Origin of the sequence: Pseudomonas sp. TWR2-1-1, from assembly GCF_049897045.1 — a bacterium.
Classification (GTDB): domain Bacteria; phylum Pseudomonadota; class Gammaproteobacteria; order Pseudomonadales; family Pseudomonadaceae; genus Aquipseudomonas; species Aquipseudomonas versuta.
This window is the reverse complement of sequence record NZ_JAFCVM010000008.1, coordinates 143,115-169,344: the sequence shown is the minus strand read 5'-3', so window position 1 is coordinate 169,344 and position 26,230 is coordinate 143,115. Positions and strand designations below refer to the sequence as shown.

Sequence of the window (26,230 nt, the reverse complement as noted above, 5' to 3'; positions counted from 1 at the left end):
CGTCGCTTTGCCCGATTTAAGGTGATGTCATGACTACTCGCACCGAGGCTGTAAAAGCCTATCTGCTCGACCTTCAAGACCGCATTTGCAACGCACTGCAAACTGAAGACGGCGCCAGCCAGTTCGTCGAAGACGCCTGGGAGCGCCCGGCAGGCGGCGGTGGTCGCACCCGTGTGATAGAAAACGGCAGCCTGATTGAAAAAGGCGGGGTTAACTTTTCCCACGTGTTCGGCAGCGGCTTGCCACCGTCTGCCAGCGCCCATCGCCCGGAGCTGGCAGGGCGTGGCTTTGAAGCGCTTGGCGTGTCGCTGGTGATCCATCCGCACAATCCGCATGTGCCGACCTCCCACGCCAACGTGCGCTTTTTCATTGCGGAAAAAGACGGCGAAGAGCCGGTGTGGTGGTTTGGCGGCGGCTTCGACCTCACCCCTTACTACGCCGTTGAAGAAGACTGCGTGCACTGGCACCGGGTGGCGGAGCAGGCCTGCGCACCGTTTGGCGCAGACGTGTACCCGCGCTATAAAGCCTGGTGCGACACCTACTTTCACATCAAGCATCGCAACGAGCCCCGGGGTATTGGCGGCCTGTTTTTTGATGACCTGAACCAGTGGGATTTCGACACCTGCTTCGCCTTTATCCGTGCCATCGGCGACGCCTACATCGATGCCTACCTGCCGATTGTCCAGCGCCGTAAAGCCGACGAATACACCGCCAAACAGCGTGAATTTCAGGAATTTCGCCGTGGTCGCTACGTCGAGTTCAACCTGGTCTATGACCGTGGCACCCTGTTCGGCCTGCAATCAGGCGGCCGTACCGAGTCGATCCTGATGTCGCTGCCGCCGCAAGTGCGCTGGGGTTACGACTGGAAAGCCGAGCCGGGCAGCGAAGAAGCACGCCTGACAGAGTACTTTCTGCAAGATCGTGACTGGCTGGCACTACCCGAGGAACGTATCTGATGGACCGTTATGTCGTTATCGGTAACCCGATTGCCCACAGCAAATCTCCGGTACTGCACCGTCTGTTTGCCGAGCAGACTGCCCAGTCCATGCAGTACGACACCCTGCTGGCGCCGCTGGATGATTTTGCTGGCTGCGCTTCGGCGTTTTTCCAGCAGGGACGCGGTGCCAACGTCACAGTGCCCTTCAAGGAAGACGCCTATCGTCTGGCCAACAGCCTTACGCCGCGAGCGCAAAGGGCTGGCGCGGTAAACACCTTGAGCAAACTGGCTGATGGTACGTTGCTGGGTGACAACACTGACGGCGCGGGCCTGGTCCGTGATTTGACCGTAAATGCGGGTTTCAGCCTCAAGGGCAAGCGCATCCTGGTGCTGGGTGCGGGCGGCGCAGTACGCGGTGCCCTGGAACCGTTACTGGCCGAAAAGCCGGCATCGGTCACCATTGCCAATCGCACGGTAGAAAAAGCAGAAGTACTGGCCGAACTGTTCAGCGATCTGGGGCCGGTGGCCGCCAGCGGTTTTGACTGGTTGCGCGAGCCGGTCGACCTGATCATCAACGCCACCTCGGCCAGTCTGGCCGGTGAGTTGCCGCCCATTGCCAGCAGCCTGATCGAGCCGGGCAAAACCCTGTGTTACGACATGATGTACGGCAAGCAGCAGACGCCGTTTTGCGCGTGGGCGATCGAACACGGTGCGGGTCAGGTCATGGACGGTCTGGGGATGCTGGCCGAGCAGGCCGGCGAAGCGTTCTTCCTGTGGCGCGGTGTGCGCCCGGATACGGCGCCGGCACTGGCTGAACTGCGCCGGTTACTGGCGCTGTAACCGGCGCCCAATCCTGTAGGAGCGAGCTTGCTCGCGAGCTCTTCGCTGCGGGTTCAAAAGCTCGCTCCTACAGGGGTACAGGTTTATCCCTCAAAAGAAATCGGGCAGTGGTCCGGCCCTTCGAGTTTTTTCAGTTCCTCCACCACCTGCGGCCTCGCCCGACGCAAGGTCAGGCTACGGCCCAGGCCGCGCAAGCGCCGCGCTTCCTGGTGGAGCATTTCCACCCCCGAGTAATCGATGAAGTTGATGTGCTGCGCATCGATCACCACCCGCGTGCCCTGGGTGCGTTGCAGGCGCACTTGCAGGTAATGGCTGGCGCCGAAAAAAATCGAGCCGCCGACCCGCAAGATCTCCTCGTCGCCATCGCGCCACTGTTGAATGCGCGGACGTGAGGTGCGTTTGAGGTAGAAAAACAGTGAGGCCAGGACCCCTGCATAAATTGCCGTTTGCAGCTCCAGCAGCAGGGTTGCGACGCATGTCAGCGCCATCACCACGAACTCGGCACGACTGACCCGCCACAGCGCGCGAATGCCTCGCGTGTCTACCAGCCCCCAGCAGATCAGCAAGATGCTGCCGGCCATCGCCGGGATCGGAATGTGCGCGATCAGCCTGGAACCCGCTACCGCAAACAACGTCACCCACAGCGCCGAAAACACCCCGGCCAGTGGCGAACTGGCGCCGCCTTCATAGCTCAGGCCCGAGCGGGTGAAGGACCCTGACGACAGGTAACCCGAGAACAACGAACCCACCACGTTGGACAAACCTTGTGCCCGGCTTTCCTGATTGGCGTCGAGCATTTGCTGCGAACGTGTCGCCAGCGAACGGGCGATCGACAAGCTGGTGACCAGCCCCAGCATGCCCACCGCCACGGCACTCGGCAGCAGGCGCAGGATCGTATCGACATCCAGGGGCAAGGGGCTCAAAGGCGGTAGACGGCCGACGAACGATTGCACCAGTTCGACGTGACCAAATACCTGCGGCAGCAGCCAGACCGCCAGGCTGGCGATCACCAGCGTCAGGAGCAAGGTCGGCCAGCGCGGCACCCACAGCTTGAGCACGATGCCCAGCACCAGGGTGGCCAAACCCAGCCCCAGTGAAGCGGGATCAAATTGGCGAACATGGGCGATCAGGGTTAACAGGCTATCCAGGGCCGTGGCCTTGCTCGATAAATGCAGGCCCAGCACGTTTGGCAGCTGGCCCAGTGCAATCACGATGGCCGCGCCCAGGGTGAAGCCCACCACCACTGAGTGCGAGACAAAATTGGCCAGCGCGCCAAATTTCAACATTCCCAGCAGCCACTGAAAAATCCCTGCCAGAAACGTCAGCAACAGAATCAGGCTGATGTAGTCCTGCGTGCCGGGTACCGCCAGCGGGCTGACGCTGGCATACAGCACAATGGAAATAGCCGCCGTCGGGCCGCAGATCAAATGCCACGAAGAGCCCCACAGGCACGCGATGATCACCGGCACAATCGCGGCATAGAGCCCGTATTCCGGCGGCAGGCCTGCGATCAGTGCGTAGGCGATGGATTGCGGTAACGCGAGAATGGCCCCGCTCAGGCCCACCAGTGCATCGCGGCTGACGCTGGCGCGGGTTTGCTTGGGCAGCCAGCTTAGAAATGGCAGCAGGTGGGTGTACTTTGGCCAGGCCATGGGGCTCTCGTCGGGTTAAACAGATTCTTTGCAGGAGCGAGCTTGCCTCGCGATGGTTGTTAACGATAACGCATTGTTTGATAACGAGGCGTCCTCAAGGCTATCGCGAGGCAAGCTCGCTCCTGCGGATCAAGGTTCGGATCGCGCGTCGTTTTAGCTGCCGACCTGTGGATAACGTGCCTTGCGCTCAAGGTCATCGAGGTCGATGTGGTTGCGCATGTATTGTTGGCTGGCGTCGACCCAGGGCTGATGATCCCAGCTGGTCCGCTTGCCGGTGGCCAGTGACTGGGTCACCAGGCGGCGCCGGCGCTGGCTGGCAAGCACTTGCTGGTGAATCGTCGGGATGTCCCATTTGGCCCGGGCCTGGGCTAAAAAGTCATTGAACAGTGCCTGATGATCGGGGGACTGGCTCAGCTCTTCGCGTTCACGCGGGTCGTTGTGCAAATTAAACAGCAGGCACGGGTCGTCTTCGCTGTAGATAAATTTGTAGGCGCCCCGGCGAATCATCATCAGCGGGCTGATCGTGCCTTCGGCCATGTACTCGCCAAACACTTCGTCATGCCCGCCTTCGCCCCGCAGGTGCGAGACCAGCGAGCGTCCGTCCAGGTCCAGCCCGGCCTCTAACGTGCCGCCCGCCAGTTCGACAAACGTCGGCAGCAGATCGGCAGTGGAGACCGCCGCGCCAACCCGGGCCGGTTCGAACTGCCCCGGTGCGTACACCAGCAACGGCACCCGGGCGGCCATGTCGAACCAGTGCATTTTGTACCAAAGCCCGCGCTCGCCCAGCATGTCGCCGTGATCGCCGGAAAACACAATCACGGTGTCATCGGCCAGCCCGGTGTCTTCGAGGGTTTGCAGCAGTTTGCCGATATTGTCGTCGATGTAGCTGCAGGCGCCGAAATAGGCATGCCGAGCGTCGCGAATCTTATCCACAGGCAGCGGTTTGTCCCACAGGTCATAAGCCTTGAGCAGACGTTGCGAATGCGGGTCGAGGCTGTCCTGGGGCGGGGTCTCGGGCAGCGGGATATCCTCGTCGCAGTACATGTCCCAATACGGTTTGGGGATGGTGTACGGGTCGTGCGGGTGGGTCATGGAGACTGTCAGGCAAAACGGCCGGTCACCGTCTTCGCGAATATGGTCGAACAAGTATTGTTGGGCCTTGAACACCACCTCTTCGTCGAAATCCAGTTGATTGGTGCGCACGCAGGGCCCGGCTTGCAGCACCGAGGCCATGTTGTGATACCAGCTGGGGCGAGCATCGGGCTCATCCCAATTGACCGACCAGCCGTAGTCGGCGGGGTAAATATCACTGGTCAGGCGTTCTTCAAAGCCATGCAGCTGGTCGGGCCCGCAAAAGTGCATCTTGCCTGCCAGCGCGGTGCGATACCCCATGCGGCGCAGGTAGTGCGCATAAGTCGGCACATCACCGGGCAAATCAGCCGCATTGTCGTAGGCGCCGATCTTGCTCGGGAGCTGGCCGCTGACCAGGGTAAAGCGCGATGGCGCACACAGCGGGCTATTGCAGTACGCGGCGTCAAACACGACGCCCTGCGCTGCCAGGCGGCTCAGGTTCGGCAGTTTTATCGGGGACGGGCCGTAGATCGGCAACAGCGGGGCGGCCATTTGATCGGCCATGATGAACAGAATATTTTTACGTGACATGAGGGCGGCCTTTCATGATGAAAATTTATGCGAAAGTACTGGCTGTCAGCATGAAGACCTTGAAACACGTGGTAAAACCCATGCACCGCAATGACTAGGATAAGCACAGCTAATGTATAAAGCGTTGGGCGATATATCCCTGGACCTGTTGCGCACCTTTGAGGCGGCCGCCCGCCACCGCAGTTTCACCGCGGCGGCGCTGGAGCTGGGGACGACCCAGCCTGCCATCAGCCAGCAACTTAAACGGCTTGAGTCGCGTCTGGGGATACGCCTGTTTGACCGTATTTATCGCGGCATCGCACTGACCGAGGCCGGGCTTGGCCTGTTCTTGCAAGTACAAGCGGGTTTGCAGCAAATAGACGCCGGTTTGCAGGCGTTAAGCGCACAACCGGCCCGTGAAGTGCTGCAAGTTGCCACCGATTTTGCCTTTGCCGCCTACTGGTTGATGCCTCGCCTGCCGCGATTTCATGCGGCGTATCCGCAAATCGATGTAAGCCTGCTAACCCGTGAGCGCAGCCACGATGCCCTGCAGGGCGATATCGATGTGGGGGTCCTGTTTGGTCAAGGGCGTTTCAGCCAGGGTGAATCCCAATGGCTATTCAACGAAGAAGTGTTCCCGGTATGTAGCCCGCACTTGCTGGCCGGGCAGACGTTGCCTTTATCGGCCCGGGCCCTGGGTGACTTTGCGTTGCTGCAGTTACGTGGCGAACATGCCCGCCAGTGGTTTGACTGGTACCGACTGTTTGACGCTCTCAAGCTCGGCCCGCCCCCGGCGCCCGGCCAGCTGCGATTCGACAACTACACCTTGCTGATCCAGGCCGCGATTGCCGGGCAAGGCATGGCCATAGGCTGGAAGCACCTTGTGGATAACTTGCTGGAGCAAGGGGTGCTGTGCCGGCCTTTTGCCGAATCCGCGCAATCGACCTGGGGCTATTACGCAGTCATGCCTCAGCGCAAACGCCGTAACCGGCTGGCCCGGGTCTTCGTCGACTGGATGCTGTCCGAGCAGAATGCAGAGCGATAACCCCATTCATTTCCTGCAGGAGAATCTTTATGCAACGCATCAAGGGTTATCACGCCCACGTATATTTCGACGCTACGACCCTCGTGCAGGCGCGGGCCCTGTGCGAAGAGGCCGCGCAGCTGTTCGGCGTGACCATGGGCCGGGTTCACGAGCGCCCCGTCGGCCCGCACCCGGACTGGAGTTGCCAGCTGGCGTTCGGGCCCGAGCTGATCGGCGTCGTGCTGCCCTGGTTAGCATTGAACCGGCACGGCCTGGTGGTTTTTTTGCATCCCGATACCGGTCATGACTTGCTGGACCACACCGATCATGCGATCTGGATGGGGGCGATAAGGCCACTGAATCTGGCTGTTTTTTGATCAATTGCAAGGCTGTGAAAAAAAACTTCGGGTTTTTTTCACTCCGGCCAATACCTGCCATTCCTGATGACCGGCAAACCCCTGATAGCCCCACGCTATAACGGCTGAACGATGGTCATGGCCATGTGTCATACCTGTCCATGAGCTAACGTATGACACGTAAAGCCGAGGGTAGCGATTAGTTCTAAAAGACCATCCATGTTTAACTTGAACGGTTATTCAAGTTAAACCGGTGGTCCGCTGCCCGCTCACAACAGGAGGCTTACCTTTGCCGAACGCGCTCTTTTTGCTCTCGTTTTACCTCTACAAGGTGCACATCCAATGAGTGCTCCAGTGACGTCAGAGACGTCTCAAATCCGCATGAACCCGCCGGTGTTTTACTTCGCTGCCGCGTTTATTCTGATCTTCGGCCTAGTAGTCATTGCCATGCCCCAGGCCGCCGGTGAATGGCTGCTGGCGGCGCAAAACTGGGCGGCCAATACGGTCGGCTGGTACTACATGCTCGCCATGACCCTGTACCTGATCTTTGTGGTCACCACCGCGCTGTCCGGCTACGGCAAGATCAAGCTCGGTGCCGATCATGACGAGCCCGAGTTCAGTTACCTGTCCTGGGCGGGCATGCTCTTCGCCGCCGGGATCAGCATCACGCTATTTTTCTTCTGTGTGTCCGAACCCCTGACCCATATGCTGGCTCCGCCCCAAGGCCCGGCCGGTGGTGAAGAGGCTGCGCGTCAGGCCATGCAGTTACTGTTTTTGCACTGGGGCCTGCATGGCTGGGGTGTTTTCGCCTTTGTCGGCATGGCGCTGGCGTACTTTGCCTATCGTCACAACCTGCCGCTGGCGCTGCGTTCGGCGCTGTACCCGCTGATCGGTAAACGTATCAACGGGCCCATCGGCTACGCCGTGGATGGCTTCGGCATTATCGCCACCGTGTTTGGCCTGGGGGCCGACATGGGGTTTGGGGTGTTGCACCTCAACAGTGGCCTCGACTACCTGTTTGGCTTGCCGCACACCCAGTGGGTGCAGGTAGGCTTGATCACCCTGATGATGGGGGCCGCGATTCTGGTGGCCATTGCCGGCGTCGACAAGGGTGTGCGGGTGATGTCCGACATCAACATGCTGCTGGCCTGTGCGCTGCTGCTGTTTGTATTGTTCGCCGGCCCTACCCAGCATTTGCTCAACACTCTGGTGCAGAACATCGGTGACTATCTGGGGGCTCTGCCGACCAAGAGTTTCGACGTCTATGCCTATGACAAGCCGAGCGACTGGCTGGGCGGCTGGACCGTGTTCTATTGGGCCTGGTGGATCGCATGGTCGCCGTTTGTGGGCCTGTTCATTGCGCGTATTTCCCGTGGCCGTACCATTCGCGAGTTCGTGTTCGGCGTGCTGCTGATCCCGTTGGGCTTTACCCTGGCGTGGATGTCGATCTTCGGTAACAGCGCCATCGACCAGGTGCTCAATCACGGCATGGTTGCCCTTGGCCAGTCGGCCATCGACGATCCGTCGCGCACGCTGTACCTGCTGCTTGAGACTTACCCCTGGAGCAAAACCGTGATCGCCGTGACGGTGTTCATCAGTTTTGTGTTCTTCGTGACCTCGGCCGACTCCGGCACCGTGGTGCTCTCTACCCTGTCGGCGCGTGGCAACAACGCCGACGAAGACGGCCCGAAATGGCTGCGGGTGTTCTGGGGTGCGATGACGGCCCTGGTGACCAGCGCGCTGTTGTTCTCGGGCAGTATTGACGCGCTGAAGTCCGCGGTGGTGCTCACCTCGTTACCGTTCTCGCTGATTCTGCTGCTGATGATGTGGGGCCTGCACAAGGCGTTCTACCTCGAGTCGCAGAAGCAAATCGCGCAGATGCATTCCCTGGCGCCGGTGTCGCACGGGCGTCGTGGCGGCTGGCGTCAACGCCTGAGCCAGGCTGTGCACTTCCCGTCCCGTGACGAGGTGTACCGCTTTATGGACACCACCGTGCGCCCGGCGATTGAAGAAGTGAGTGCGGTGTTCCGGGAAAAAGGCCTTAACGTCGTGACCCAGCCGGACCCGGCCAATGACAACGTGAGCCTTGAAATCGGCCATGGTGAGGAACACCCGTTCATCTACCAGGTGCAGATGCGTGGCTACTTCACACCGTCATTCGCCCGGGGTGGTTTTGGCAAGAAAGAGCAGCTGCGCAACCGCCGCTACTACCGTGCCGAAGTGCACCTGAGTGAAGGCAGCCAGGACTATGACCTGACCGGCTACACCAAGGAGCAAATCATCAACGACATCCTCGACCAGTACGAGCGCCATATGCAGTTCTTGCACCTGGTGCGCTGATTCGGGCAACGGTTTGATGCCATCGCGAGCAAGCTCGCTCCTGCAGGGTTGCACAATCCCTGCAGGAGCGAGCTTGCTCGTAATGTGCCTTTAAACCAGGCCGCCATTGGCCCGCAGTACTTGCCCGTTTACCCACTCCGCCGCCGGACTCACCAGAAACGAGATGATTCTGGCGATGTCTTCGGGTTGCCCCAATCGTTCTAGGGGCGGCATTTTGGCGAAGCTCTGGATCTGCTCTTCAGTCTTGCCCTGCATGAACAATTGCGTCGCCACCGGCCCCGGTGCCACGGCGTTCACGGTGATTTGCCGACCCCGCAACTCTTTGGCAAACACTTGGGTCAGCGATTCAACTGCTGCCTTGCTGGCGATATAGATCGCATACCCCGGCAAATTCATGCCTACCGTGCTGCTGGAAAAATTGATGATGCGCCCGCCGCTGTTCAGCCGGGTGGCCGCTTCGCGCAGGGTGTTGAAGGTGCCCCGGGTGTTGATGTTGAAGGTCTGCTCGTACAGCTCATCGCTGTGTTGCGCCAGCGGCAACACCTTGAGCACGCCAGCGTTGTTGATCAGTACGTCGATTTTGCCCAGCTGTTCTTCAGCTTCATCGAACAGCCGCGCGACGTCCGCGGCACTGGCCACATCGGCCTGTACGGCAATCGCCTGATGCCCCGCCCTGTGCAGTTCATCAACCAACGCTGAGGCTTCATCGGCACTGTTGGCGTAATTGATCACGACAGCAAATCCTTCGCCGGCCAGTTGTCTGGCAATCACGGCTCCGATGCCCCGGGATGCGCCCGTGATCAGGGCGACTTTTGGCAGAGAAGTACTCATGGCAACACTCCATATGGCTAGCTGCACATCTGTGTTTATGCAGATAAAGGGGGGTGAATTCGATACCGGTATTCGGAAATTCCCGACAATCTTCCAGGCCTCTTGTAGGAGCGAGCTCTTCGTTGCTGCGTTGAAAAGCTCGCGAGCAAGCTCGCTCCTACAGGGGGTGTGCGATCTCCACATCAACAGGCGAAGCAGCCGATGCCTGTCCACAAGGGACATCGCCCTAAGAGGGCATCAGGCATGGGCTGGCGGCGCGTCCTTGCTTTCCTTGATCTTGTACCAGGCCACGTACAGCGCGGGCAGGAACAACAGCGTGAGCAAGGTGGCGGAGATGATGCCGCCGATCATGGCGTAGGCCATGGGGCCCCAGAACACATCACGTGCAATCGGAATCATGCCCAGGCTGGCCGCTGCCGCCGTCAGCAGAATCGGCCGTCGCCGGTGTTGAGTGGCTTGCATGACCGCGTGCCAGGGGTCGAAGCCATCGCGTTCGTACTGGTCGATCTGGGTCACCAGAATCACCGAGTTACGCACGATGATGCCCACCAGGGCGAGAATCCCCAGGATCGCCACAAAGCCCATTGGCGTGCCGGTCGGCACCAGCGCCAGCACCACACCGATCAGCCCCAGTGGCGCCACACTCACCACCAGGAACATCTTCTGCACGCTTTGCAGCTGGATCATCAGGAAGGTGGCCATCAAAAACAGCATCAACGGCACCACTTTGGCGATCGGGCCCTGGGCCTTGGCGCTTTGTTCAACCGTGCCGCCGGTTTGCAGGGTGTAGCCCTGCGGCAGGCTGTCAGCGAACTTGTCGACTTGCGGTTTGAGCTTGGCCACCAGATCGGTCGGCTGCATCGAACCGCGTACCGAGGCCTTGAGGGTCAGGGTGGGGATCCGGTCGCGGCTCCAGATCAGCGGTTGTTCCAGCTCGTAGCGCACAGTGGCAAAGGCCAGTAACGGAATCGAGGTGCCGCTGGGGGTGGTGATTTGCAGGTTCAGCAGGGTCTCCGGGCTGCCACGCTCGCTGCCGACGGCACGGCCGACGATGTTGATCAGGTAGATGTCGTCCTTGACCTGGCTGACGGCTGCACCGCTGACGATGCTGTTCATCACCTTGGCCACGTCTTCGGATGACAGCCCGAACTGGCGGGCCTTGTCCTGGGCGATGTCGATGCGCAGTACCTTGCCCGGTTCGTTCCAGTTGAAGATGGTTTCGCCGACGTTGGGGTTGGCATCCAGTACCGAGGCCAGATCCAGTGAGTATTTGCGCACCAGATCGATGTTCTTGCCACTGACCCGATATTGCAGCGGCTGGCCCACCGGCGGCCCCAGTTCCAGGGTGTGCACAAAGCTGCCGACCCCTACGTACTCTTCACGCAGACGTTTGTTGAGGCGTTCCATCAAGGCATCCCGGCTCTCAAGCCCGGCGCTGACGATCACCAGCTGGGCGTAGAACGGGTTTTGCAGTTGCTGGTCCAGCGGCAGGTAGAAACGAATCGCGCCTTCGCCGATGTATGAACTCCAGCGCACGATATCCGGGTCGCCCTTGAGCGACTCTTCAAAACGTTGGGTGACCTTGAGGGTTTCCTGAATCGAAGCGTTTTGCGGCAGGTTCAGGTCCACCAGGATTTCGGGGCGGTCGGATGCCGGGAAGAACTGGTTCTGCACCAGCCCCATGCCGAAAATCGCCAGCACAAACATCAGCACGGTGACGCCGATGGTCATCCAGCGATGGCGCATGCACCACAGCAGGCCGTTATCGAAGGTCCGGGCCAGACGTCCGGGCTCCTCGGACTTGGGTTTGACCTTGGCGCTGAGGATATGCACCCCCAGCACCGGCGCAAACAGCACCGCCACCACCCACGACACCAGCATCGCCACGGCAATCACCGCGAACAGGGTGAAGGTGTATTCCCCTGCCGAGCTGTTGTTGAGGCCGATGGGCACGAAGCCTGCCACCGTCACCAGAGTACCGGTGAGCATCGGGAAGGCCGTGGAGTGGTAGGCAAAGGTCGCGGCCTGCTCCTTGGTCTCCCCCAGCTCGAGCCGCGTGATCATCATTTCCACCGTGATCATCGCGTCGTCCACCAGCAGGCCCAGGGCGATAATCAGCGCACCCAGGGATACCCGCTGCATGGCAATGCCGGTGAATTCCATGAACACAAAGACCAGCGCCAGCACCAGCGGGATCGAGATCGCCACCACCAGGCCCGCACGCAGCCCCAGGCTGAGGAAACTCACCGCCAGCACGATCACCACTGCCTCAAACAGCGCGCTGGTGAAACCGCCCACGGCCACCTCGACCACCTGCGCCTGGTCGGACACCATGTGTACGCCCACACCCACCGGCAGTTCGGCCGTGAGGTCGTCGATGCGTTGCTGCAGCTGTTTGCCGAACTCTTGAATGTTGCCGCCGTCGATCATGGCAATCGCCAGGCCGATGGCAGGCTTGCCGTTGTAATGGAACATGGGCGCGGACGGGTCGACGTAACCGCGGCTGATTTCGGCGATATCGGCCAGCCGGTAGAAGCGGTCGTTGACCCGCAGGTTCACCGCTTCCAGGTCTTCGACACTGTGGAACTGCCCCGAAGTACGAACCGACATGCGCTCGGGCCCGGCTTCAATGACCCCGGCCGGGGTCACGGCGTTTTGCGCCTGCAGGCTTTCCAGCACGTGCTGTTGGTCGAGGCCCAGGGCCGCCAGTTTGCGGGTCGAAAAGTTCAGGTAGAAGGTTTCATCCTGCTCGCCGATGGTCATGACCTTGCCGCGGTTGGGCACATCGCGAATCCCGGTGCGGACCTGCTCCACGTAGTCGCGCAGCTGGCGCATGGTGAAGCCGTCGCCGGTAAAGGCGAAAATGGTGCCGTACACATCCCCGAACTCGTCGTCGAACCCGGGGCCTTGAATGCCCTGGGGGAAATCGCCGCGAATGTCGCCGATCTTTTTGCGCACTTCATACCAGATATGGGGAATGGCATCGGCCTTGGTGGTGTCCTTGAGGAACACAAAGACCGTGGACTCGCCGGGTCGGGTATAGCTTTGCACGTAGTCCAGCGAGTCCAGCTCTTCGAGCTTTTTCTCGATGCGGTCAGTGATTTGCAGCCGGGTTTCATCGACGGTGGCGCCGGGCCACCGGGTCTGGATGACCATGGTTTTGATCGCGAAGGACGGATCTTCCGCGCGGCCCAGGTTCATGTACGAAAAGATTCCGGCGACCACCGCCATAAACATCAAATACCAGACAAATGACTGATGCTTCAGAGCCCACTCGGACAGGTTGAACTTCCCATTCATTGCGAGCTTTCCTTATCAAGTCTGACTTTTTGCCCGGGGGTGAGGCTGTTGACGCCGGCGCTGACCACGTAATCGCCGCCCTTCAACCCGCCGGCGAGCAACACCGTTTGCCCATCACGGCGCAGCACGTTGACGTCGTGCGGGCTTACGGTTTTGGCGTGCGGGTCGATGATCCAGACGCGGCTGTGGCCGTCGGTTTCCTGCAAGGCGGTAAGCGGTAATTCGAAGTGCTCGGCAATTGGGCTGCTGACGGTCACGCTGACAGAGCTGCCGAGGCGAAAGGCTGCCGGGGTCTGGTCCAGGGTCAGCCGGGTGCGCCGGGTACGGGTGGCGCTGTCGGCCTGGGGCGCGATTTCGCGAATGTGGGCGGTGGTGTTGACGTTCGGGTCGAGCTGGCCGGCGACGAGAAACTCAATGCCTTTGGGCAGCGCCTCGGCCAGAGGCCCGGGCAGATCGATCACCGCCTCTTTGATTTCAGGACGCGCCAGGGTAACCACCTCCTCGCCGATGCTCACCACTTGCCCGGCCTCGGCCTTCCACTGGGTGATCACGGCGTCATGATCGGCACGCAGGTCGCAGTAGCTGAGCTGATCCCGGGCCTGATTCACCGCGGCCACGGCTTGTTGCATCGAGGCCGCGGTGGTTTTGAGGTTGGCCTGTGCCGTGTCCAGTTGCGCCTGGGCTCCGACGCCCCGGTTGAACAGTTCTTGCTGGCGACGGGCGGTGGCCTGGGCATTGATCAGTTGCGCCTGCACCTTGGCCAGATCGCCCTGGGCCGAGCGCAGCTGGTTTTGCTGATCGGTGGGGTCGAGGTTGGCCAGGATGTCTCCCTTCCTGACGACTGCGCCCACGTCGTAATAGCGGCGCACGATACGGCCCGGCACGCGAAAGCCCAGAGTGCTTTCGTAGCGTGCTTCGATGTTGCCGGCAAAGCGCCCCAACTGGTCTGCAAGCTGGGGCTGGACCACGATGTACAAGGCCGGACGAACGGGCTCGGGCGGTTTTTTTTCAGAGCAGCCCAGCAACAGGGCGGCGGTCAACGGCAGGATCCCCAGGCGGTACAGGCTTGGCCGGTTCATAGTTGGGTCCCCTGAGCCGGGGTGGGTGCAACTTCAACCTTCATCCCGGGGTGCAGCAATTGTCCGCCTGCGACCACGACTTTTTCTCCATCTTTGAGGCCTTTGCTGACGATCACGCTGCCGGTCAGGTAGCGCCCGACCTGGACCCGTTGCAAGCGCACATTATTTTGCTCGTCGGCGATCCACACCGCGGGCTCGCTGACGTCCTTGGTCAGGGCTGACCAGGGCAGTTCGATGCTGGGGCTGGCAGGCGGGGTCAGGTTAACGCTGACAATCGAGCCCAGATCCATGCCTTTTGGCAACGCATCCAGTTGCACCTTGATCTGCAGGGTGCCGCTTTGTGCCGACACGGTGGGGGTGATCTCGCGGATCTGGCCGTTAACCTTGATCGCCGGATTGCTCAGCAGCGTGACTTGCACGGTAGGGTCTTTGGGCGGCTCGATGAACAGAGACTCATACACGTTGAAGACCGCGTCGCGTGCACCGTCGCGGGCCAGGGTGAAAATCGGCATGGTGGCCTGCACCACTTGCCCGACTTCGGCCTGGCGCGCGGTAATGATCCCCGGTGCCTCGGCGTGCAGCTGGCTGTAGCTCAGTTGCTCGCGGGCGTTGGCCAGCTGCGCCTGTGCGGCCGCCAGGGCACTTTGCGCGCTGAGCTGCGCGGCATTGGCAGAGTCGTATTCACTTTGGCTGGTGTAGCCTTTTGGCAGCAGCTTTTGCTGACGAACAAACGCGGCTCGGGTTTGCACCACCTGGGCCTGTTGTGCGTTGACGCTGGCCTGCGCCGTTTCAACCTGGATTTTCAGGTCTTTGGGGTCGAGGCTGGCCAGCACCTGACTGGGCAGAATGTGATCACCGACATCGACCTTGCGCTCGATGATCTTGCCGCCGACCCGGAATGAAAGCTGGGTTTCGACGCGGGCCTGGATATCACCGCTGAGCTGGATCGGCGGGGCAAACTCGCGGGTGCTGACCTGCTGTACATATACCCGTGGGGCCAGAGGCTCTTTGGGCCCCTCTTTGCCGCAAGCGGTCAGAAGTACCAAAAGGCTCAAGCCCAAAACAGCCTTGTTTCGTGGACCAGCCATGCAAGCTCCTTTGCGTGATGCTGTTTTACATCCGGATACGACAGACAGCGTAGAACAGGGTTCAGGGTCTGTGGGACTCTATGTGCCGCCTGCTTGCCCATTGTGGGAGCCGACTGCAGCCATTTCATCGAGGTCACCCATGCTCACCACCCTGGCGGTGGCCAACTACCGCTCCATCAACCATTTGGTGGTGCCCCTGGCCAGACTTAATCTGATTACCGGCCCCAATGGTAGTGGCAAATCGAATCTTTACCGTGCCTTGCGTTTATTGGCCGAAACCGCCCGGGGCGGGGTGATCAATGCCGTAGCCCGTGAGGGTGGTCTGGAATCAACGTTCTGGGCCGGGCCAGAGGTGATTTCACGGCGCATGCAACTCGGCGAGGCCGATATCAACAGCAGCGTCCCCGGGGGAGTGAAGCGCTTGCGCCTGGGCTTCGCCGCCGATGACTTCAGCTATGCAATCGCCATGGGTCTACCACCGACCGATGAGACGTCGTTGTTCAACCTCGACCCACAAATCAAACACGAGAGTATTTGGTCGGGGCCGTTTTATCGCCCGGCCAGCGAACTGGTCGAGCGCAAAGGCCCGATGATCCGCGCCCGTAATGGCCGCCGCTGGGAGGTGCTGGTGCAACACACGCCGGTCTTCGACAGCCTGTTTGATCAGGTCGGCAGTTTGCATGCCTCGCCGGAAGTCTTGCAGCTGCGTGAGTCCATTCGTGGCTGGCGGTTTTATGATCACTTTCGCACCGACCCCGAGTCGCCAGTGCGCCAGCCCCAACTGGGCACCCGCACCCCGGTGCTGCATCACGACGGGCGTGACCTTGCTGCGGCATTGCAAACCATCATTGAGATCGGTGACCCCCAAGCGCTGCACTCGGCAATCAGCGATGCCTTTCCCGGTGCGCGGTTGAACATAAAATTTGTGCCCGGCGGGCGGTTTGCCATCGAGTTCTACCAAGAGGGCCTGTTACGGCCGCTGTCGGCCGCCGAGCTGTCAGACGGAACCTTGCGCTACCTGCTGCTGATCGCCGCCCTGCTCACCCCGCGCCCGCCCACCATGATGGTGCTGAACGAGCCCGAGACCAGCCTGCACCCCGATCTGCTGCCGGCCCTGGCGCGATTGATCATTGGTGCTTCGCAACAGTCGCAAGTCTGGGTGGTGTCCCACGCCCGGCGACTGATCGCAGCGTTGCAGCAGGATCTGGAATGCAACTGCATCGTGCTGGAAAAAAACCTCGGCCAGACGGCGGTGGTTGGCCAGCGAATGCTGGATCAGCCCGCCTGGCATTGGGCGGACAAATAAAAAACGCCGACGCTTTAAAAGCCGTCGGCGTTTTCAGTGGGGCGAGCGCTGGTTAGAACGCAGGGACTACCGCACCTTTGTATTTCTGTTCAATGAACGCTTTCACTTCAGGGCTGGTCAGGGCTTTGGCCAGCTTCTGGATGGCGTCGCTGTTCTTGTTGTCAGGACGGGCTACCAGGAAGTTCACGTACGGTGAATCGGAGCCCTCAATGACCAGTGCGTCGGTAGCCGGGTTCAGGCCCGCTTCCAGCGCGTAGTTGGTGTTGATCATGTCCAGGTCAACCTGGTCCAGCACCCGTGGCAGCAGCGCCGATTCAAGCTCTTTGAACTTGAAGTTGTGCGGGTTCTTGGCGATGTCTTTGGGGGTGGACACAGCATTGGTCGGGTCTTTGAGTTCGATCAGACCGGCCTTCTGCAGCAGGATCAGGGCACGGCCACTGTTGCTGCCTTCGTTCGGGATGGCGATGGTTGCGCCGTCTTTCAGCTCGGACAGGTTTTTGATTTTTTTCGAGTAGCCGCCGAACGGTTCAACGTGAACACCGATTACGGTTACCAGATTGGTGCCTTTACCTTTGTTGAAGCTTTCAAGGTACGGCAGGGTCTGGAAGTAGTTGGCATCCAGGTGCTTCTCGGCGACCTGCACGTTCGGTTGCACATAATCGGTGAACACTTTGATTTCCAGATCCACGCCTTCTTTGGCCAGGGTCGGTTTAATCAGCTCAAGGATTTCGGCGTGGGGTACCGGGGTTGCGGCAACCACCAGTTTCTCGCCAGCCTGTGCCAGGCCTGCAGTCAAAGCAGCCGCCAATGCGGTAAACAACAGAACCTTTTTCATGCAATGCCCTTAAGTGTGTGACCGTTCGGATGACGGTTTTTATGTGAAGACGCAACGGACAATACCGAGTTTCTTTATTCCCGAACAATAATATTTATTCAGCTTCTTATGCCATTTAGTTCGCTTGTGCGTGTTGCGGCAAACCTGTAGTCGCTGACGAGCAGCGCGAGGCTGCGATCGGTGGCGCAGCCAGCGCAAAATCAGGTATCGCGGTGCTTCAGGTAAACCGGGAGCGTTGGATTTACGATCGCTACGCAATCGATCGCAGCCTCGCTGCGCTCCTCAGCTGCTACAGATCGCGGCAAACCTGTACGGTGCGCAGCCAGCGCAAAATCAGGTATCGCGGTGCTTCAGGTAAACCGGGAGCGCGGGGTTTACGATCGCTACGCAATTACAGTAACTGTTTGAGGGCTGCCAGCTCCTGGGCCGTTGCGCCTTTGATAAACCGCTCAATCTGGCTCAGCGTGTCGGGCAGGTTCAAATGCTCGGGCTGGATCTCTTCCCCGGTACTGACCAGCAGCGCAAAGTGGATCACGTTCTCCAGCTCCCGGGTGTTGCCCGGCCAGCTGTGGCGCTCCAGCACACGTTGCGCGCTGTCGCTGATAAATGGCACGGGCAGGTTCAAACGCTGGCTGTATATGCCCAAAAAATATTCGGCCAGCGACAAGATATCCCCGGGCCGTTCGCGCAAGGCCGGCAAATCCAGGCGGCCTTCGCTGAGGTAGTGATACAGCCGTTCGTGGAACTTGCCGGCACTCACCGCCTGCGCCAGATCAATGCTGGTGGCCGCCACCAGCCGCACGTCGACCGGGCTCGGTTGGTGGGCGCCCACGCGAGTGACTTCGTGGGTTTCCAGGGCTGCCAGCAGCTTGACTTGAATGGCCAGCGGCAAGTCGCCGATTTCGTCCAGATACAACGTCCCGCCATTGGCCGAGCCGAACCATCCGGCACGGCTGCTGGCCGAGCTGTTGTGCGCACCCGGGGCGTAACCGAACAACTCTGCGTCGGCATAGGTGGGGCTGATTGCCCCGCAGTTCACCGATACGAACAGCCCGGTGCGATCACTGGCGCGGTGGATGTGGCGGGCGAGCAACTCCTTGCCGCTGCCGGTTTCGCCACGAATCAGTACCGGCAACGCGCGCGGTGCCAGCTGTTCAAGGTCGTTGCGAAGCTGACGCGAGCGCGGATCAACGAATACCAGCGCTTTGGCGCGAATGCTCAGTGGGCTTTTTTCAGCGTCGGGAAAGGTCAGCAGCGGCTGACCAAAGGTTTCATGCAGGCTCATGGCTGGCTCCCGCCCGCCGCCGATGGGTGGGCGCGGGCGTTACAAAAAATTCATGCGCGGCGCAGGGCGCCTTGCTCGATGCGGGTTTGCAGGCGATACAAAAAGGCGAACCCCTGTTCCCAGCGCTGGTGACCGGATTTGACGTTGATATGCCCGGCTCCGCTGATGATCCCGATCTTGGCACCCCACTGGCGGGCGAACTCCATGGCCCGGGGCGCGCTGACTGCAGAATCGTTATCGGAGCTGACAATCTGGCTTGGAAACGGCAACGGCTGGTCTGGAATCGGTGCAAAGTTACGTAAGGCCGGGGCGCAAGCCGGGCGTTCGACATCGGCCGGGGCCACCAGCAAGGCGCCTCGCACCTGGTTCAGCAAGCTGGACGGGGCGCGCTCGGCCCAGTGCGCAACCGTGATGCATCCCAGGCTATGGGCAATCAGAATCACCGGGGTGCTGTCGGCGGCAATTGCTTCGGCCAGGGCTGCGATCCAGTCTTCACGACGCGGTGTCAGCCAGTCGTCCTGCTCCACCCGGGTACTGTTCGGTAAGCTGTTTTGCCAGTGGGTTTGCCAATGATCGTCGGACGAACCTTGCCAGCCCGGCACTATCAAATAGCGTATCGATTCGTTGCCCATGGGTGTGCGTCTCCAGCGGTATGTGTGTTACCGAGTCAGTATAGGGACGGTTTTTAGATTCGCTAAGGAATAAGAAGCTATTTATTAATAACCAAAAAATCATTTCTGGCTGTGCGCTAAACTCAGCGCATCGTCCACTCCAAGAGCTGCCGCCATGAAAAGCCTGGTCGACCACCTAAGCCAATACGCCGCCTACCACCGTGACCCGCGCAATATCGTCAGCCATTTCATCGGTATCCCGTTGATCGTGATGGCTGTTGCGGTGTTGTTGTCGCGGCCGCAGTGGGCAGGCGTTTCGCCCGCCATGCTGGTGATGCTGGCCAGCGCTGTGTTTTATCTGCGCCTTGAGCGGCGACTGGGGCTGTTGATGACACTGTTATTGGGCCTGGCCGTATGGTTCGGGCACACCCTGGCGGCGCTGAGTACGGGGGCGTGGCTGGGCTGGGGAGTCGGCTTGTTTGTTGTCGGCTGGGCGATTCAGTTTGTCGGGCATTACTACGAAGGGCGCAAACCGGCGTTTATCGATGACGTGACCGGGCTGATCGTGGGGCCGCTGTTTGTGGTGGTGGAGCTGGCCTTTTTGCTGGGTTGGCGCGGGGATTTGCAGCGCGAGATCGAGGCGCGGCAGGTCTGATTTTGTGGGAGCCAGCTTGCTGGCGATGGCTGCATCGCTGGCAAGCCAGCTCCCACAGACTTTAGTCAGCTTTTGAACGCCTGATGCAGCTGTGCCAGCGTCTCAAAGTGGTATTTGGGCGCGAACGAGTTCAGCTCTTCAAAACTGCCAAAGCCATAGCCCACGGCTGCCGCGTCCATCCCGTTGTCGCGGGCACCGATCAGGTCGTGCTTGCGGTCGCCGATCATCAGGGTCTGCGCCGGGTCCAGCCCTTGTTCCTGCATCAAATGGGCAATCAGCTCGACCTTGTTGGTGCGGGTGCCGTCCAGTTCGCTGCCGTAGATCACCTTGAAGTGTTTGGCGAAATCAAAATGCCGGGCGATTTCCCGCGCATAGACGTGGGGTTTGGACGTCGCGATAAACAGCTGGCGCCCCTGTCCTTGCAGCTCTTCCAGCAGCTGTGGCACGCCGTCGAAGACGTGATTTTCATACAGGCCGGTCACCGCAAAACGCTCGCGGTAGAAGCCCATTGCTTCCCACGCCTGCGCCTCGTCAAAGCCATAGGTGGCCATGAACTGTTGCAGCAAGGGCGGGCCGATAAAGTGTTCGAGGCTGGTCAGGTCGGGTTCATCAATCCCCATTTTGCTCAGGCCAAACTGGATCGAGCGGGTGATGCCCTCACGCGGGTCCGTCAGGGTGCCGTCGAGGTCGAACAAAACGTTTTGGTAGTGCATGCAGGGCTCCAAAATAGTGAGCTTAAACTGGCAGGTCGTAGCCTTCGGCCAAGTGCTGGTCTTTGAGTTTTACGTAGTTGCCGGCGCTGTAGGTGAAGAAGGCCTGCTCTTTTTCATTCAGCGCGCGTACTTGCCTGACCGGGCTGCCGACATACAGAAAGCCGCTGGCAAGACGCTTGCCGGGGGGGACTAGACTGCCTGCGCCGACGATCACCTGGTCTTCAATGACGGCGCCGTCCATGACGATGCTGCCCATGCCGATCAGAATGCGGCTGCCCACGGTACAGCCATGCAACATGACTTTGTGGGCGATGGTGACGTCATCGCCGATCAACAGCGGGAAACCGTCCGGATTAAAGGGCCCGGCGTGGGTGATGTGCAGCACGCAGCCGTCCTGCACGCTGGTTCGCGCGCCGATGCGGATGCGGTGCATGTCACCGCGGATGACGGTCAGCGGCCAGACAGAACTGTCGGCGCCAATCTCGACATCGCCGATCACTACCGCCGAACGATCGACAAAGGCGCGCTCGCCCAAAGTCGGTGTGTGCTGCTGGAACGGACGAATGGACACAAATAGCTTCCTTCTTTAGCAGTGATAGCGGGGCTGATTGCTGCGCAGTGCGGCGATTGTAATTAAGATGGCTCGATGTTTCCCCAGCTAAGGTGCTTAACGTGAGCGAGAACAACCCTCTTTTGCAGCCCTACGACCTGCCGCCGTTCTCGGCGATCCGTCCTGAGCACGTACAGCCGGCCATCGAGCAGATCCTCGCCGACAACCGCGCCGGCATTAAAAAAATCCTCGCCGACCAGGGTCAGAAGCCGACCTGGGCCGGCCTGGTATTGGCGATGGATGAGTTGAACGACAGGCTGGGCGCCGCCTGGAGCCCGGTCAGCCACCTGAATGCGGTGTGCAACAGTGCCGAGCTGCGCGAAGCCTACGAGGCCTGTTTGCCTGCATTGAGCGCCTATTCGACCGAGATGGGCCAGAACCGCGAGCTGTTCCAGGCCTTCGAAGCCCTGGCCCATAGCCCGCAAGTCGCCGATTTCGATCAGGCACAAAAAACCATTCTCGAGCACTCGCTGCGTGATTTCCGTCTGTCGGGCATTGATCTGCCGCCAGCCGAGCAAAAGCGCTACGCCGAAGTGCAGAGCAAGCTGTCGGAACTTGGCAGCAAGTTTTCCAACCAGCTGCTGGATGCGACCCAGGCCTGGACCAAGCACATCACCGACGAAGCTGCACTGGCGGGCCTGACTGAGTCGGCCAAGGCGCAAATGGCGGCAGCCGCACAGGCCAAAGGCCTTGATGGCTGGCTGATCAGCCTGGAGTTCCCGAGCTACTTCCCGGTCATGACCTACGCCGAAGACCGCGCCCTGCGCGAAGAAGTCTACGCCGCGTACTGCACCCGCGCCTCGGACCAGGGCCCGAATGCCGGCAAGTTCGACAACGGTCCGGTGATGGAAGAAATCCTCGACCTGCGTCAGGAACTGGCCGGGCTCCTGGGTTTTGCCAGCTTTGCCGAGCTGAGCCTGGCCACCAAAATGGCTGAAACCCCGGATCAGGTACTGACCTTCCTGCGCGACCTTGCCAAGCGCAGCAAACCCTTTGCTGCCCGCGACCTGGAGCAGCTGCAAGCCTACGCTGCCGAGCAGGGCTGCCCGGAGCTGAAAAGCTGGGACAGCGGGTTCTATGGTGAGAAGTTGCGTGAGCAGCGTTACAGCGTGTCCCAGGAAGCGCTGCGGGTTTACTTCCCGATCGACAAGGTACTGGGCGGCCTGTTTGCCATTGTGCAGAAGCTGTACGGCATCGAAATTGCTGAAATCAAGGGCTTTGACACCTGGCACCCGGACGTTCGCCTGTTCGAAATCAAGGAAAACGGCCAGCACATCGGGCGTTTCTTCTTTGACCTCTATGCCCGCGCCAACAAGCGTGGCGGCGCATGGATGGACGGCGCCCGTGATCGTCGCCGCACCGCTGCCGGCACCCTGCAAAACCCGGTGGCCAATCTGGTGTGCAACTTCACCCCGGCAGTTGCGGGCAAGCCTGCGCTGCTGACCCACGATGAAGTCACCACCCTGTTCCACGAGTTCGGCCACGGCCTGCACCACATGCTGACCGAGATCGAACATGCGGGCGTATCCGGCATCAACGGCGTGGCGTGGGATGCGGTCGAGCTGCCGAGCCAGTTCATGGAGAACTGGTGCTGGGAGCCTGAAGGCCTGGCGCTGATTTCCGGTCACTACGAAACCGCTGAAGCCCTGCCCAAGGACCTGCTGGACAAGATGCTCGCGGCCAAGAACTTCCAGTCCGGGCTGATGATGGTTCGTCAGCTGGAATTCTCGCTGTTCGACTTCGAACTGCACGCCACCCACGGCGATGGCCGCAGCGTGGCGCAGGTGCTGGACGGCATCCGCGACGAGGTCTCGGTCATGCGTCCACCGGCCTACAACCGCTTCCCGAACAGCTTCGCGCATATCTTTGCCGGCGGTTACGCGGCGGGTTATTACAGCTACAAATGGGCTGAAGTGTTGTCGGCGGATGCGTTCTCGCGCTTTGAAGAAGAAGGCGTGTTCAACCCGCACACCGGCAAGGCTTTCCGTCAGGCCATTCTGGCCCGGGGCGGTTCGCTGGCACCGATGGAGTTGTTCAAGGACTTCCGTGGCCGTGAGCCTTCGATTGACGCGTTGCTGCGTCACAGCGGTCTGACCGAGGACGCGGCAGCATGAGTGATGCACCGGTGAACGTGACCAAAAAACGCTTTATCGCCGGGGCTGTCTGCCCGGCGTGCAGCGAGCCTGACAAGTTGATGATGTGGAACGAAGATGAAGTGCCGCACCGCGAATGCGTGGCCTGCGGTTACTCGGACACGTTGAATGAACAAGGCCTGTCGGTGCCCAAGGAATTGGGCACGCGGGTGAATGTTTCAGCCCTGAAAAAAGCCCCGGACCCCAAGGTTCAGGCGGTACAGTTTTTTCCGAATCCTAAGCTGAAAAAACCGCAATAAAAAACCCGCAGGAGCGAGCAAGCTCGCTCCTGCGGGTGTTGGTGGTTAGCCCTTCTGCCATACCTTCGGCTTGAAGAACAACGTCTGGCCACGGGCCAGATCGGTCAGGCTGTCGTGGTCCTTGACCACTTCAACTTCGATCAGCTCGCTTTGCCCCTCAACCTTCAACGTCACCCGGGTGGTCGCACCCAACGGGCGAATGTCGCGTACCTCGGCGCCATGATGGTCTTCGAGTTCGTGACGCGACAGCGACACTTCGTGCGGACGGAACAGCAGGTGCTGGTCTTCACCGATGTGCAGACGGTTGGAGTCGCCCAGGAAGTGGTACACGAAGTCGCTGGCCGGGTTTTCGTAAACGTCGCCCGGTGAGCCGATCTGTTCGATCACGCCCTTGTTCATGACCACGATACGGTCGGCGACTTCCATCGCTTCTTCCTGGTCGTGGGTCACGAATACCGAAGTCAGGTTGATGTCTTCGTGCAGGCGCGCCAACCAGCGGCGCAGCTCTTTACGGACCTTGGCATCAAGCGCGCCGAACGGTTCGTCCAGCAACAGCACCTTGGGTTCCACCGCCAGGGCGCGGGCCAGGGCGATACGCTGGCGCTGACCGCCGGACAACTGCTCCGGGTACCGGTCGGACAACCAGTCCAGTTGCACCATGTTCAGCAGTTCGTGGACTTTTTCGGCGATGCGGGTTTCGCTCGGGCGTTCTTTTTTCGGCTTCATGCGCAGGCCGAAGGCGACGTTGTCGAACACCGTCATGTGGCGGAACAAGGCGTAATGCTGGAACACGAAACCGACGTTGCGATCGCGCACATCGTGGCCGGAGACATCTTCACCGTGGAACACGATGCTGCCTTCGTCCGGGGTTTCCAGGCCGGCGATGATGCGCAGCAAGGTGGTTTTGCCGCAGCCGGAAGGGCCGAGCAAGGCCACCAGTTCGCCGCTATGGATGTCCAGATTGATGCTGTTCAGGGCCTTGAAGGCATTGAAGTTCTTGCTGACGTTACGGACTTCGATCGACATGGTTTATTCCTCCGCGGCGCTGGCGCGCAGGCGGTTAATACGGGATTCGCTCCACTGCTTGAGCAGCAGGATGAAGAGCGCCAGGATCAGCAACAGGGTGGCCACAGCGAAGGCGGCAACGTGGTTGTACTCGTTGTAGAGGATCTCGACGTGCAGCGGCAGGGTGTTGGTCACCCCGCGAATGTGCCCGGATACCACCGACACCGCGCCAAACTCGCCCATCGCCCGTGCAGTACACAGCACCACACCGTAGATCAGGCCCCATTTGATATTGGGCACGGTCACATGCCAGAACATCTGCCAGCCATTGGCGCCCAGCAGGCGTGCGGCTTCTTCCTCTTGAGTGCCCTGCTCCTGCATCAGCGGGATCAGCTCACGGGCCACGAAGGGCACGGTGACGAAGATGGTCGCCAGCACGATACCGGGCAGCGCGAAGACGATCTGGATGTCGTGGTCTTGCAGCCATGGGCCGAAGAAGCCCTGGGCGCCGAACATCAGCACGTAGACCAGACCGGCGATGACCGGTGATACCGAGAACGGCAGGTCAATCAGGGTGACCAGAATGCTTTTGCCGCGGAAGCTGTATTTGCTCACGCACCAGGCCGCGCTGACGCCGAATACCACGTTCAGCGGTACCGAAATCACCACGGCAATGATGGTCAGCTTGAGGGCTGACAGGGCGTCGGGTTCGAGGATGGCGTCGAGGAACGTGCCGACTCCCATTTTCAAACCCTGGGACACCACGATCAGCAGTGGCAGCAACAGGAACAGGGTGAAAAACAGCCAGCCGAAGCCGATCAGCAGGCGTCGCGACAGCGGGCTGCCACGGCGGGCGGCGTTGGCTACGGATGAGGCGCTCAGTGTTGAGTTGGACATGGTCAGGCCTCCTTCACGGTTTTTCGATGCGCCGCTGGATCAAGTTGATCACCAGCAGCAAAATGAAGGAAACCACCAGCATCATTACGCCAATGGCAGTGGCGCCGGTGTAGTCGTATTGATCCAGCTTGACCATGATCAGCAACGGCAGGATTTCAGTTTTGAACGGCATGTTGCCGGCGATGAAAATCACCGAGCCGTACTCACCGACGCCGCGGGCGAAGGCCAGGGCGAAACCGGTCAACCAGGCGGGCAACAAGGCCGGCACCAGAATGTAGCGGAACACTTGCAGCGGCTTGGCGCCCAGGCAGGCGGCGGCTTCTTCGATTTCACGCGGGATGTCCGCCAGCACGGGCTGCACGGTGCGGACCACAAACGGCAGGGTGACGAAGGTCAGTGCCAGGGTGATACCCATCGGGGTGTAGGCGATTTTGAAGCCCAGGTCGGCGGCGAACTGGCCGATCCAGCCATTGGGGGCATACAGCGCGGTCAGTGCAATGCCCGCCACTGCGGTCGGCAAGGCAAATGGCAGGTCGATCATGGCATCGATGATCTTGCGTCCGGGGAAGGTATAACGCACCAGCACCCAGGCCAGTACGGTACCGATCACGCCGTTGATAATGGCGGCAAAAAAGGCGGTACCAAAGCTCAGCTGCAGTGCAGCCAGTACTCTTGGGGCGGTGATGATGGCCCAGAACTGGTCCCAGGTCAGTTGGGCGGCATGTACAAACATCGCCGCCAGAGGAATAAGCACGATGAGGCTGAGGTACACCAAGGTGTAACCCAGCGTCAGCCCGAAGCCGGGTATGACGGGGGAGATACGACGCGACATA

General features: G+C 60.4%; 23 protein-coding genes. 9 read left to right on the top strand and 14 right to left on the bottom strand.

Annotated elements, in window-relative coordinates; genetic code table 11:
- The first annotated feature begins 29 nt into the window (after positions 1 to 29).
- The gene (gene hemF, locus ACP7BO_RS19870) at positions 30 to 956 is read left to right on the top strand and encodes an oxygen-dependent coproporphyrinogen oxidase (RefSeq protein ID WP_397455329.1); all 927 of its coding nucleotides are present in this window, start codon (positions 30 to 32) and stop codon (positions 954 to 956) included.
- Complete coding sequence (gene aroE / locus ACP7BO_RS19865; protein ID WP_397455330.1) at positions 956 to 1,777, top strand: shikimate dehydrogenase; 822 nt, start codon at positions 956 to 958, stop codon at positions 1,775 to 1,777. The genes hemF and aroE overlap by 1 nt, the downstream gene beginning before the upstream one ends.
- An 83-nt stretch (positions 1,778 to 1,860) precedes the next feature.
- On the opposite strand, the gene ACP7BO_RS19860 is transcribed toward aroE, so the two are convergent.
- Together ACP7BO_RS19860 and betC are read right to left on the bottom strand one after the other, a co-directional pair.
- A complete protein-coding gene (locus ACP7BO_RS19860) occupies positions 1,861 to 3,429 on the bottom strand; it encodes a SulP family inorganic anion transporter (protein WP_073509953.1) in 1,569 nt (522 codons plus the stop codon).
- A 153-nt stretch (positions 3,430 to 3,582) separates the two neighbouring features.
- Complete coding sequence (gene betC, locus ACP7BO_RS19855; RefSeq protein ID WP_426212261.1) at positions 3,583 to 5,091, bottom strand: choline-sulfatase; 1,509 nt, start codon at positions 5,089 to 5,091, stop codon at positions 3,583 to 3,585.
- A 112-nt stretch (positions 5,092 to 5,203) separates the two neighbouring features.
- On the opposite strand from betC, the gene ACP7BO_RS19850 reads away from it, so the two are divergent.
- From ACP7BO_RS19850 to betT, 3 genes are all read left to right on the top strand, one after another.
- Complete coding sequence (locus ACP7BO_RS19850) at positions 5,204 to 6,115, top strand: choline sulfate utilization transcriptional regulator (RefSeq protein ID WP_397455333.1); 912 nt, start codon at positions 5,204 to 5,206, stop codon at positions 6,113 to 6,115.
- Between the two features lie 29 nt (positions 6,116 to 6,144).
- On the top strand, positions 6,145 to 6,471 hold the full coding sequence (locus tag ACP7BO_RS19845) for a DOPA 4,5-dioxygenase family protein (RefSeq protein WP_060696370.1): 327 nt from the start codon (positions 6,145 to 6,147) through the stop codon (positions 6,469 to 6,471).
- 321 nt (positions 6,472 to 6,792) lie between these two features.
- The gene (gene betT, locus ACP7BO_RS19840) at positions 6,793 to 8,790 is read left to right on the top strand and encodes a choline transporter BetT (RefSeq protein ID WP_426212258.1); all 1,998 of its coding nucleotides are present in this window, start codon (positions 6,793 to 6,795) and stop codon (positions 8,788 to 8,790) included.
- 90 nt (positions 8,791 to 8,880) lie between these two features.
- On the opposite strand, the gene ACP7BO_RS19835 is transcribed toward betT, so the two are convergent.
- The 4 genes from ACP7BO_RS19835 to ACP7BO_RS19820 form a co-directional block, all read right to left on the bottom strand.
- Positions 8,881 to 9,621 (bottom strand): SDR family oxidoreductase, encoded by a 741-nt coding sequence (locus ACP7BO_RS19835; protein ID WP_060696372.1) that lies wholly within the window; start codon positions 9,619 to 9,621, stop codon positions 8,881 to 8,883.
- A gap of 237 nt (positions 9,622 to 9,858) precedes the next feature.
- The gene (locus tag ACP7BO_RS19830; protein ID WP_397455334.1) at positions 9,859 to 12,921 is read right to left on the bottom strand and encodes an efflux RND transporter permease subunit; all 3,063 of its coding nucleotides are present in this window, start codon (positions 12,919 to 12,921) and stop codon (positions 9,859 to 9,861) included.
- A complete protein-coding gene (locus ACP7BO_RS19825; protein ID WP_426212255.1) occupies positions 12,918 to 14,000 on the bottom strand; it encodes an efflux RND transporter periplasmic adaptor subunit in 1,083 nt (360 codons plus the stop codon). The genes ACP7BO_RS19830 and ACP7BO_RS19825 overlap by 4 nt, the downstream gene beginning before the upstream one ends.
- Positions 13,997 to 15,088, bottom strand: coding sequence for an efflux RND transporter periplasmic adaptor subunit (locus ACP7BO_RS19820; protein WP_060696375.1), 1,092 nt, complete (start codon positions 15,086 to 15,088; stop codon positions 13,997 to 13,999). Before ACP7BO_RS19820 ends, ACP7BO_RS19825 begins: the two co-directional genes overlap by 4 nt.
- Positions 15,089 to 15,227: 139 nt before the next feature.
- Here ACP7BO_RS19820 and ACP7BO_RS19815 point away from each other — a divergent pair, with 139 nt between their 5' ends.
- Positions 15,228 to 16,394, top strand: coding sequence for an AAA family ATPase (locus ACP7BO_RS19815; RefSeq protein WP_426212252.1), 1,167 nt, complete (start codon positions 15,228 to 15,230; stop codon positions 16,392 to 16,394).
- A gap of 52 nt (positions 16,395 to 16,446) precedes the next feature.
- Here the strand turns inward: ACP7BO_RS19815 and ACP7BO_RS19810 are convergent, their stop codons facing one another.
- The 3 genes from ACP7BO_RS19810 to ACP7BO_RS19800 all read right to left on the bottom strand — a co-directional run bounded on the left by ACP7BO_RS19810 (position 16,447) and on the right by ACP7BO_RS19800 (position 19,146).
- Positions 16,447 to 17,229 carry a MetQ/NlpA family ABC transporter substrate-binding protein gene (locus ACP7BO_RS19810; RefSeq protein WP_060696377.1) on the bottom strand — a complete coding sequence of 261 codons (783 nt, stop codon included), beginning with the start codon at positions 17,227 to 17,229 and terminating at the stop codon, positions 16,447 to 16,449.
- Between the two features lie 391 nt (positions 17,230 to 17,620).
- A complete protein-coding gene (locus ACP7BO_RS19805) occupies positions 17,621 to 18,514 on the bottom strand; it encodes a sigma 54-interacting transcriptional regulator (protein ID WP_426212249.1) in 894 nt (297 codons plus the stop codon).
- Positions 18,515 to 18,564: 50 nt separating this feature from the next.
- Positions 18,565 to 19,146 (bottom strand): alpha/beta hydrolase, encoded by a 582-nt coding sequence (locus ACP7BO_RS19800; RefSeq protein ID WP_397455340.1) that lies wholly within the window; start codon positions 19,144 to 19,146, stop codon positions 18,565 to 18,567.
- A 154-nt stretch (positions 19,147 to 19,300) separates the two neighbouring features.
- On the opposite strand from ACP7BO_RS19800, the gene ACP7BO_RS19795 reads away from it, so the two are divergent.
- Positions 19,301 to 19,780 (top strand): DUF962 domain-containing protein, encoded by a 480-nt coding sequence (locus tag ACP7BO_RS19795; RefSeq protein WP_397455341.1) that lies wholly within the window; start codon positions 19,301 to 19,303, stop codon positions 19,778 to 19,780.
- Between the two features lie 65 nt (positions 19,781 to 19,845).
- Here ACP7BO_RS19795 and ACP7BO_RS19790 read toward each other — a convergent pair whose 3' ends face one another.
- Together ACP7BO_RS19790 and ACP7BO_RS19785 are read right to left on the bottom strand one after the other, a co-directional pair.
- Positions 19,846 to 20,493: an HAD family hydrolase gene (locus ACP7BO_RS19790; RefSeq protein ID WP_426212246.1), complete on the bottom strand. Its 648-nt coding sequence runs from the start codon at positions 20,491 to 20,493 to the stop codon at positions 19,846 to 19,848.
- 22 nt (positions 20,494 to 20,515) lie between these two features.
- Complete coding sequence (locus ACP7BO_RS19785) at positions 20,516 to 21,064, bottom strand: gamma carbonic anhydrase family protein (protein WP_426212244.1); 549 nt, start codon at positions 21,062 to 21,064, stop codon at positions 20,516 to 20,518.
- Between the two features lie 101 nt (positions 21,065 to 21,165).
- On the opposite strand from ACP7BO_RS19785, the gene prlC reads away from it, so the two are divergent.
- Together prlC and ACP7BO_RS19775 are read left to right on the top strand one after the other, a co-directional pair.
- On the top strand, positions 21,166 to 23,217 hold the full coding sequence (gene prlC / locus ACP7BO_RS19780; protein WP_426212242.1) for an oligopeptidase A: 2,052 nt from the start codon (positions 21,166 to 21,168) through the stop codon (positions 23,215 to 23,217).
- Entirely contained in the window at positions 23,214 to 23,495 is a 282-nt protein-coding gene (locus tag ACP7BO_RS19775) for a YheV family putative zinc ribbon protein (RefSeq protein WP_060696385.1), read from the top strand. Before prlC ends, ACP7BO_RS19775 begins: the two co-directional genes overlap by 4 nt.
- Before the next feature lie 45 nt (positions 23,496 to 23,540).
- Here ACP7BO_RS19775 and ACP7BO_RS19770 read toward each other — a convergent pair whose 3' ends face one another.
- The 3 genes from ACP7BO_RS19770 to cysT are packed head-to-tail and all read right to left on the bottom strand — an operon-like array spanning position 23,541 to position 26,229.
- Positions 23,541 to 24,521: a sulfate/molybdate ABC transporter ATP-binding protein gene (locus ACP7BO_RS19770; RefSeq protein WP_397455346.1), complete on the bottom strand. Its 981-nt coding sequence runs from the start codon at positions 24,519 to 24,521 to the stop codon at positions 23,541 to 23,543.
- 3 nt (positions 24,522 to 24,524) lie between these two features.
- Positions 24,525 to 25,397 (bottom strand): sulfate ABC transporter permease subunit CysW, encoded by an 873-nt coding sequence (gene cysW / locus ACP7BO_RS19765; RefSeq protein WP_060696387.1) that lies wholly within the window; start codon positions 25,395 to 25,397, stop codon positions 24,525 to 24,527.
- 13 nt (positions 25,398 to 25,410) lie between these two features.
- Positions 25,411 to 26,229, bottom strand: coding sequence for a sulfate ABC transporter permease subunit CysT (gene cysT, locus ACP7BO_RS19760; RefSeq protein WP_426212239.1), 819 nt, complete (start codon positions 26,227 to 26,229; stop codon positions 25,411 to 25,413).
- Position 26,230: the final 1 nt, after the last annotated feature.

Bases quoted from the DNA above. Each gene is read 5' to 3' on its own strand.
- hemF (WP_397455329.1), top strand. From the start codon at position 30: ATGACTACTCGCACCGAGGCTGTAAAAGCCTATCTGCTCGACCTTCAA.
- aroE (WP_397455330.1), top strand. From the start codon at position 956: ATGGACCGTTATGTCGTTATCGGTAACCCGATTGCCCACAGCAAATCT.
- ACP7BO_RS19860 (WP_073509953.1), bottom strand. From the start codon at position 3,429: ATGGCCTGGCCAAAGTACACCCACCTGCTGCCATTTCTAAGCTGGCTG.
- betC (WP_426212261.1), bottom strand. From the start codon at position 5,091: ATGTCACGTAAAAATATTCTGTTCATCATGGCCGATCAAATGGCCGCC.
- ACP7BO_RS19850 (WP_397455333.1), top strand. From the start codon at position 5,204: ATGTATAAAGCGTTGGGCGATATATCCCTGGACCTGTTGCGCACCTTT.
- ACP7BO_RS19845 (WP_060696370.1), top strand. From the start codon at position 6,145: ATGCAACGCATCAAGGGTTATCACGCCCACGTATATTTCGACGCTACG.
- betT (WP_426212258.1), top strand. From the start codon at position 6,793: ATGAGTGCTCCAGTGACGTCAGAGACGTCTCAAATCCGCATGAACCCG.
- ACP7BO_RS19835 (WP_060696372.1), bottom strand. From the start codon at position 9,621: ATGAGTACTTCTCTGCCAAAAGTCGCCCTGATCACGGGCGCATCCCGG.
- ACP7BO_RS19830 (WP_397455334.1), bottom strand. From the start codon at position 12,921: ATGAATGGGAAGTTCAACCTGTCCGAGTGGGCTCTGAAGCATCAGTCA.
- ACP7BO_RS19825 (WP_426212255.1), bottom strand. From the start codon at position 14,000: ATGAACCGGCCAAGCCTGTACCGCCTGGGGATCCTGCCGTTGACCGCC.
- ACP7BO_RS19820 (WP_060696375.1), bottom strand. From the start codon at position 15,088: ATGGCTGGTCCACGAAACAAGGCTGTTTTGGGCTTGAGCCTTTTGGTA.
- ACP7BO_RS19815 (WP_426212252.1), top strand. From the start codon at position 15,228: ATGCTCACCACCCTGGCGGTGGCCAACTACCGCTCCATCAACCATTTG.
- ACP7BO_RS19810 (WP_060696377.1), bottom strand. From the start codon at position 17,229: ATGAAAAAGGTTCTGTTGTTTACCGCATTGGCGGCTGCTTTGACTGCA.
- ACP7BO_RS19805 (WP_426212249.1), bottom strand. From the start codon at position 18,514: ATGAGCCTGCATGAAACCTTTGGTCAGCCGCTGCTGACCTTTCCCGAC.
- ACP7BO_RS19800 (WP_397455340.1), bottom strand. From the start codon at position 19,146: ATGGGCAACGAATCGATACGCTATTTGATAGTGCCGGGCTGGCAAGGT.
- ACP7BO_RS19795 (WP_397455341.1), top strand. From the start codon at position 19,301: ATGAAAAGCCTGGTCGACCACCTAAGCCAATACGCCGCCTACCACCGT.
- ACP7BO_RS19790 (WP_426212246.1), bottom strand. From the start codon at position 20,493: ATGCACTACCAAAACGTTTTGTTCGACCTCGACGGCACCCTGACGGAC.
- ACP7BO_RS19775 (WP_060696385.1), top strand. From the start codon at position 23,214: ATGAGTGATGCACCGGTGAACGTGACCAAAAAACGCTTTATCGCCGGG.
- ACP7BO_RS19770 (WP_397455346.1), bottom strand. From the start codon at position 24,521: ATGTCGATCGAAGTCCGTAACGTCAGCAAGAACTTCAATGCCTTCAAG.
- cysW (WP_060696387.1), bottom strand. From the start codon at position 25,397: ATGTCCAACTCAACACTGAGCGCCTCATCCGTAGCCAACGCCGCCCGC.
- cysT (WP_426212239.1), bottom strand. From the start codon at position 26,229: ATGTCGCGTCGTATCTCCCCCGTCATACCCGGCTTCGGGCTGACGCTG.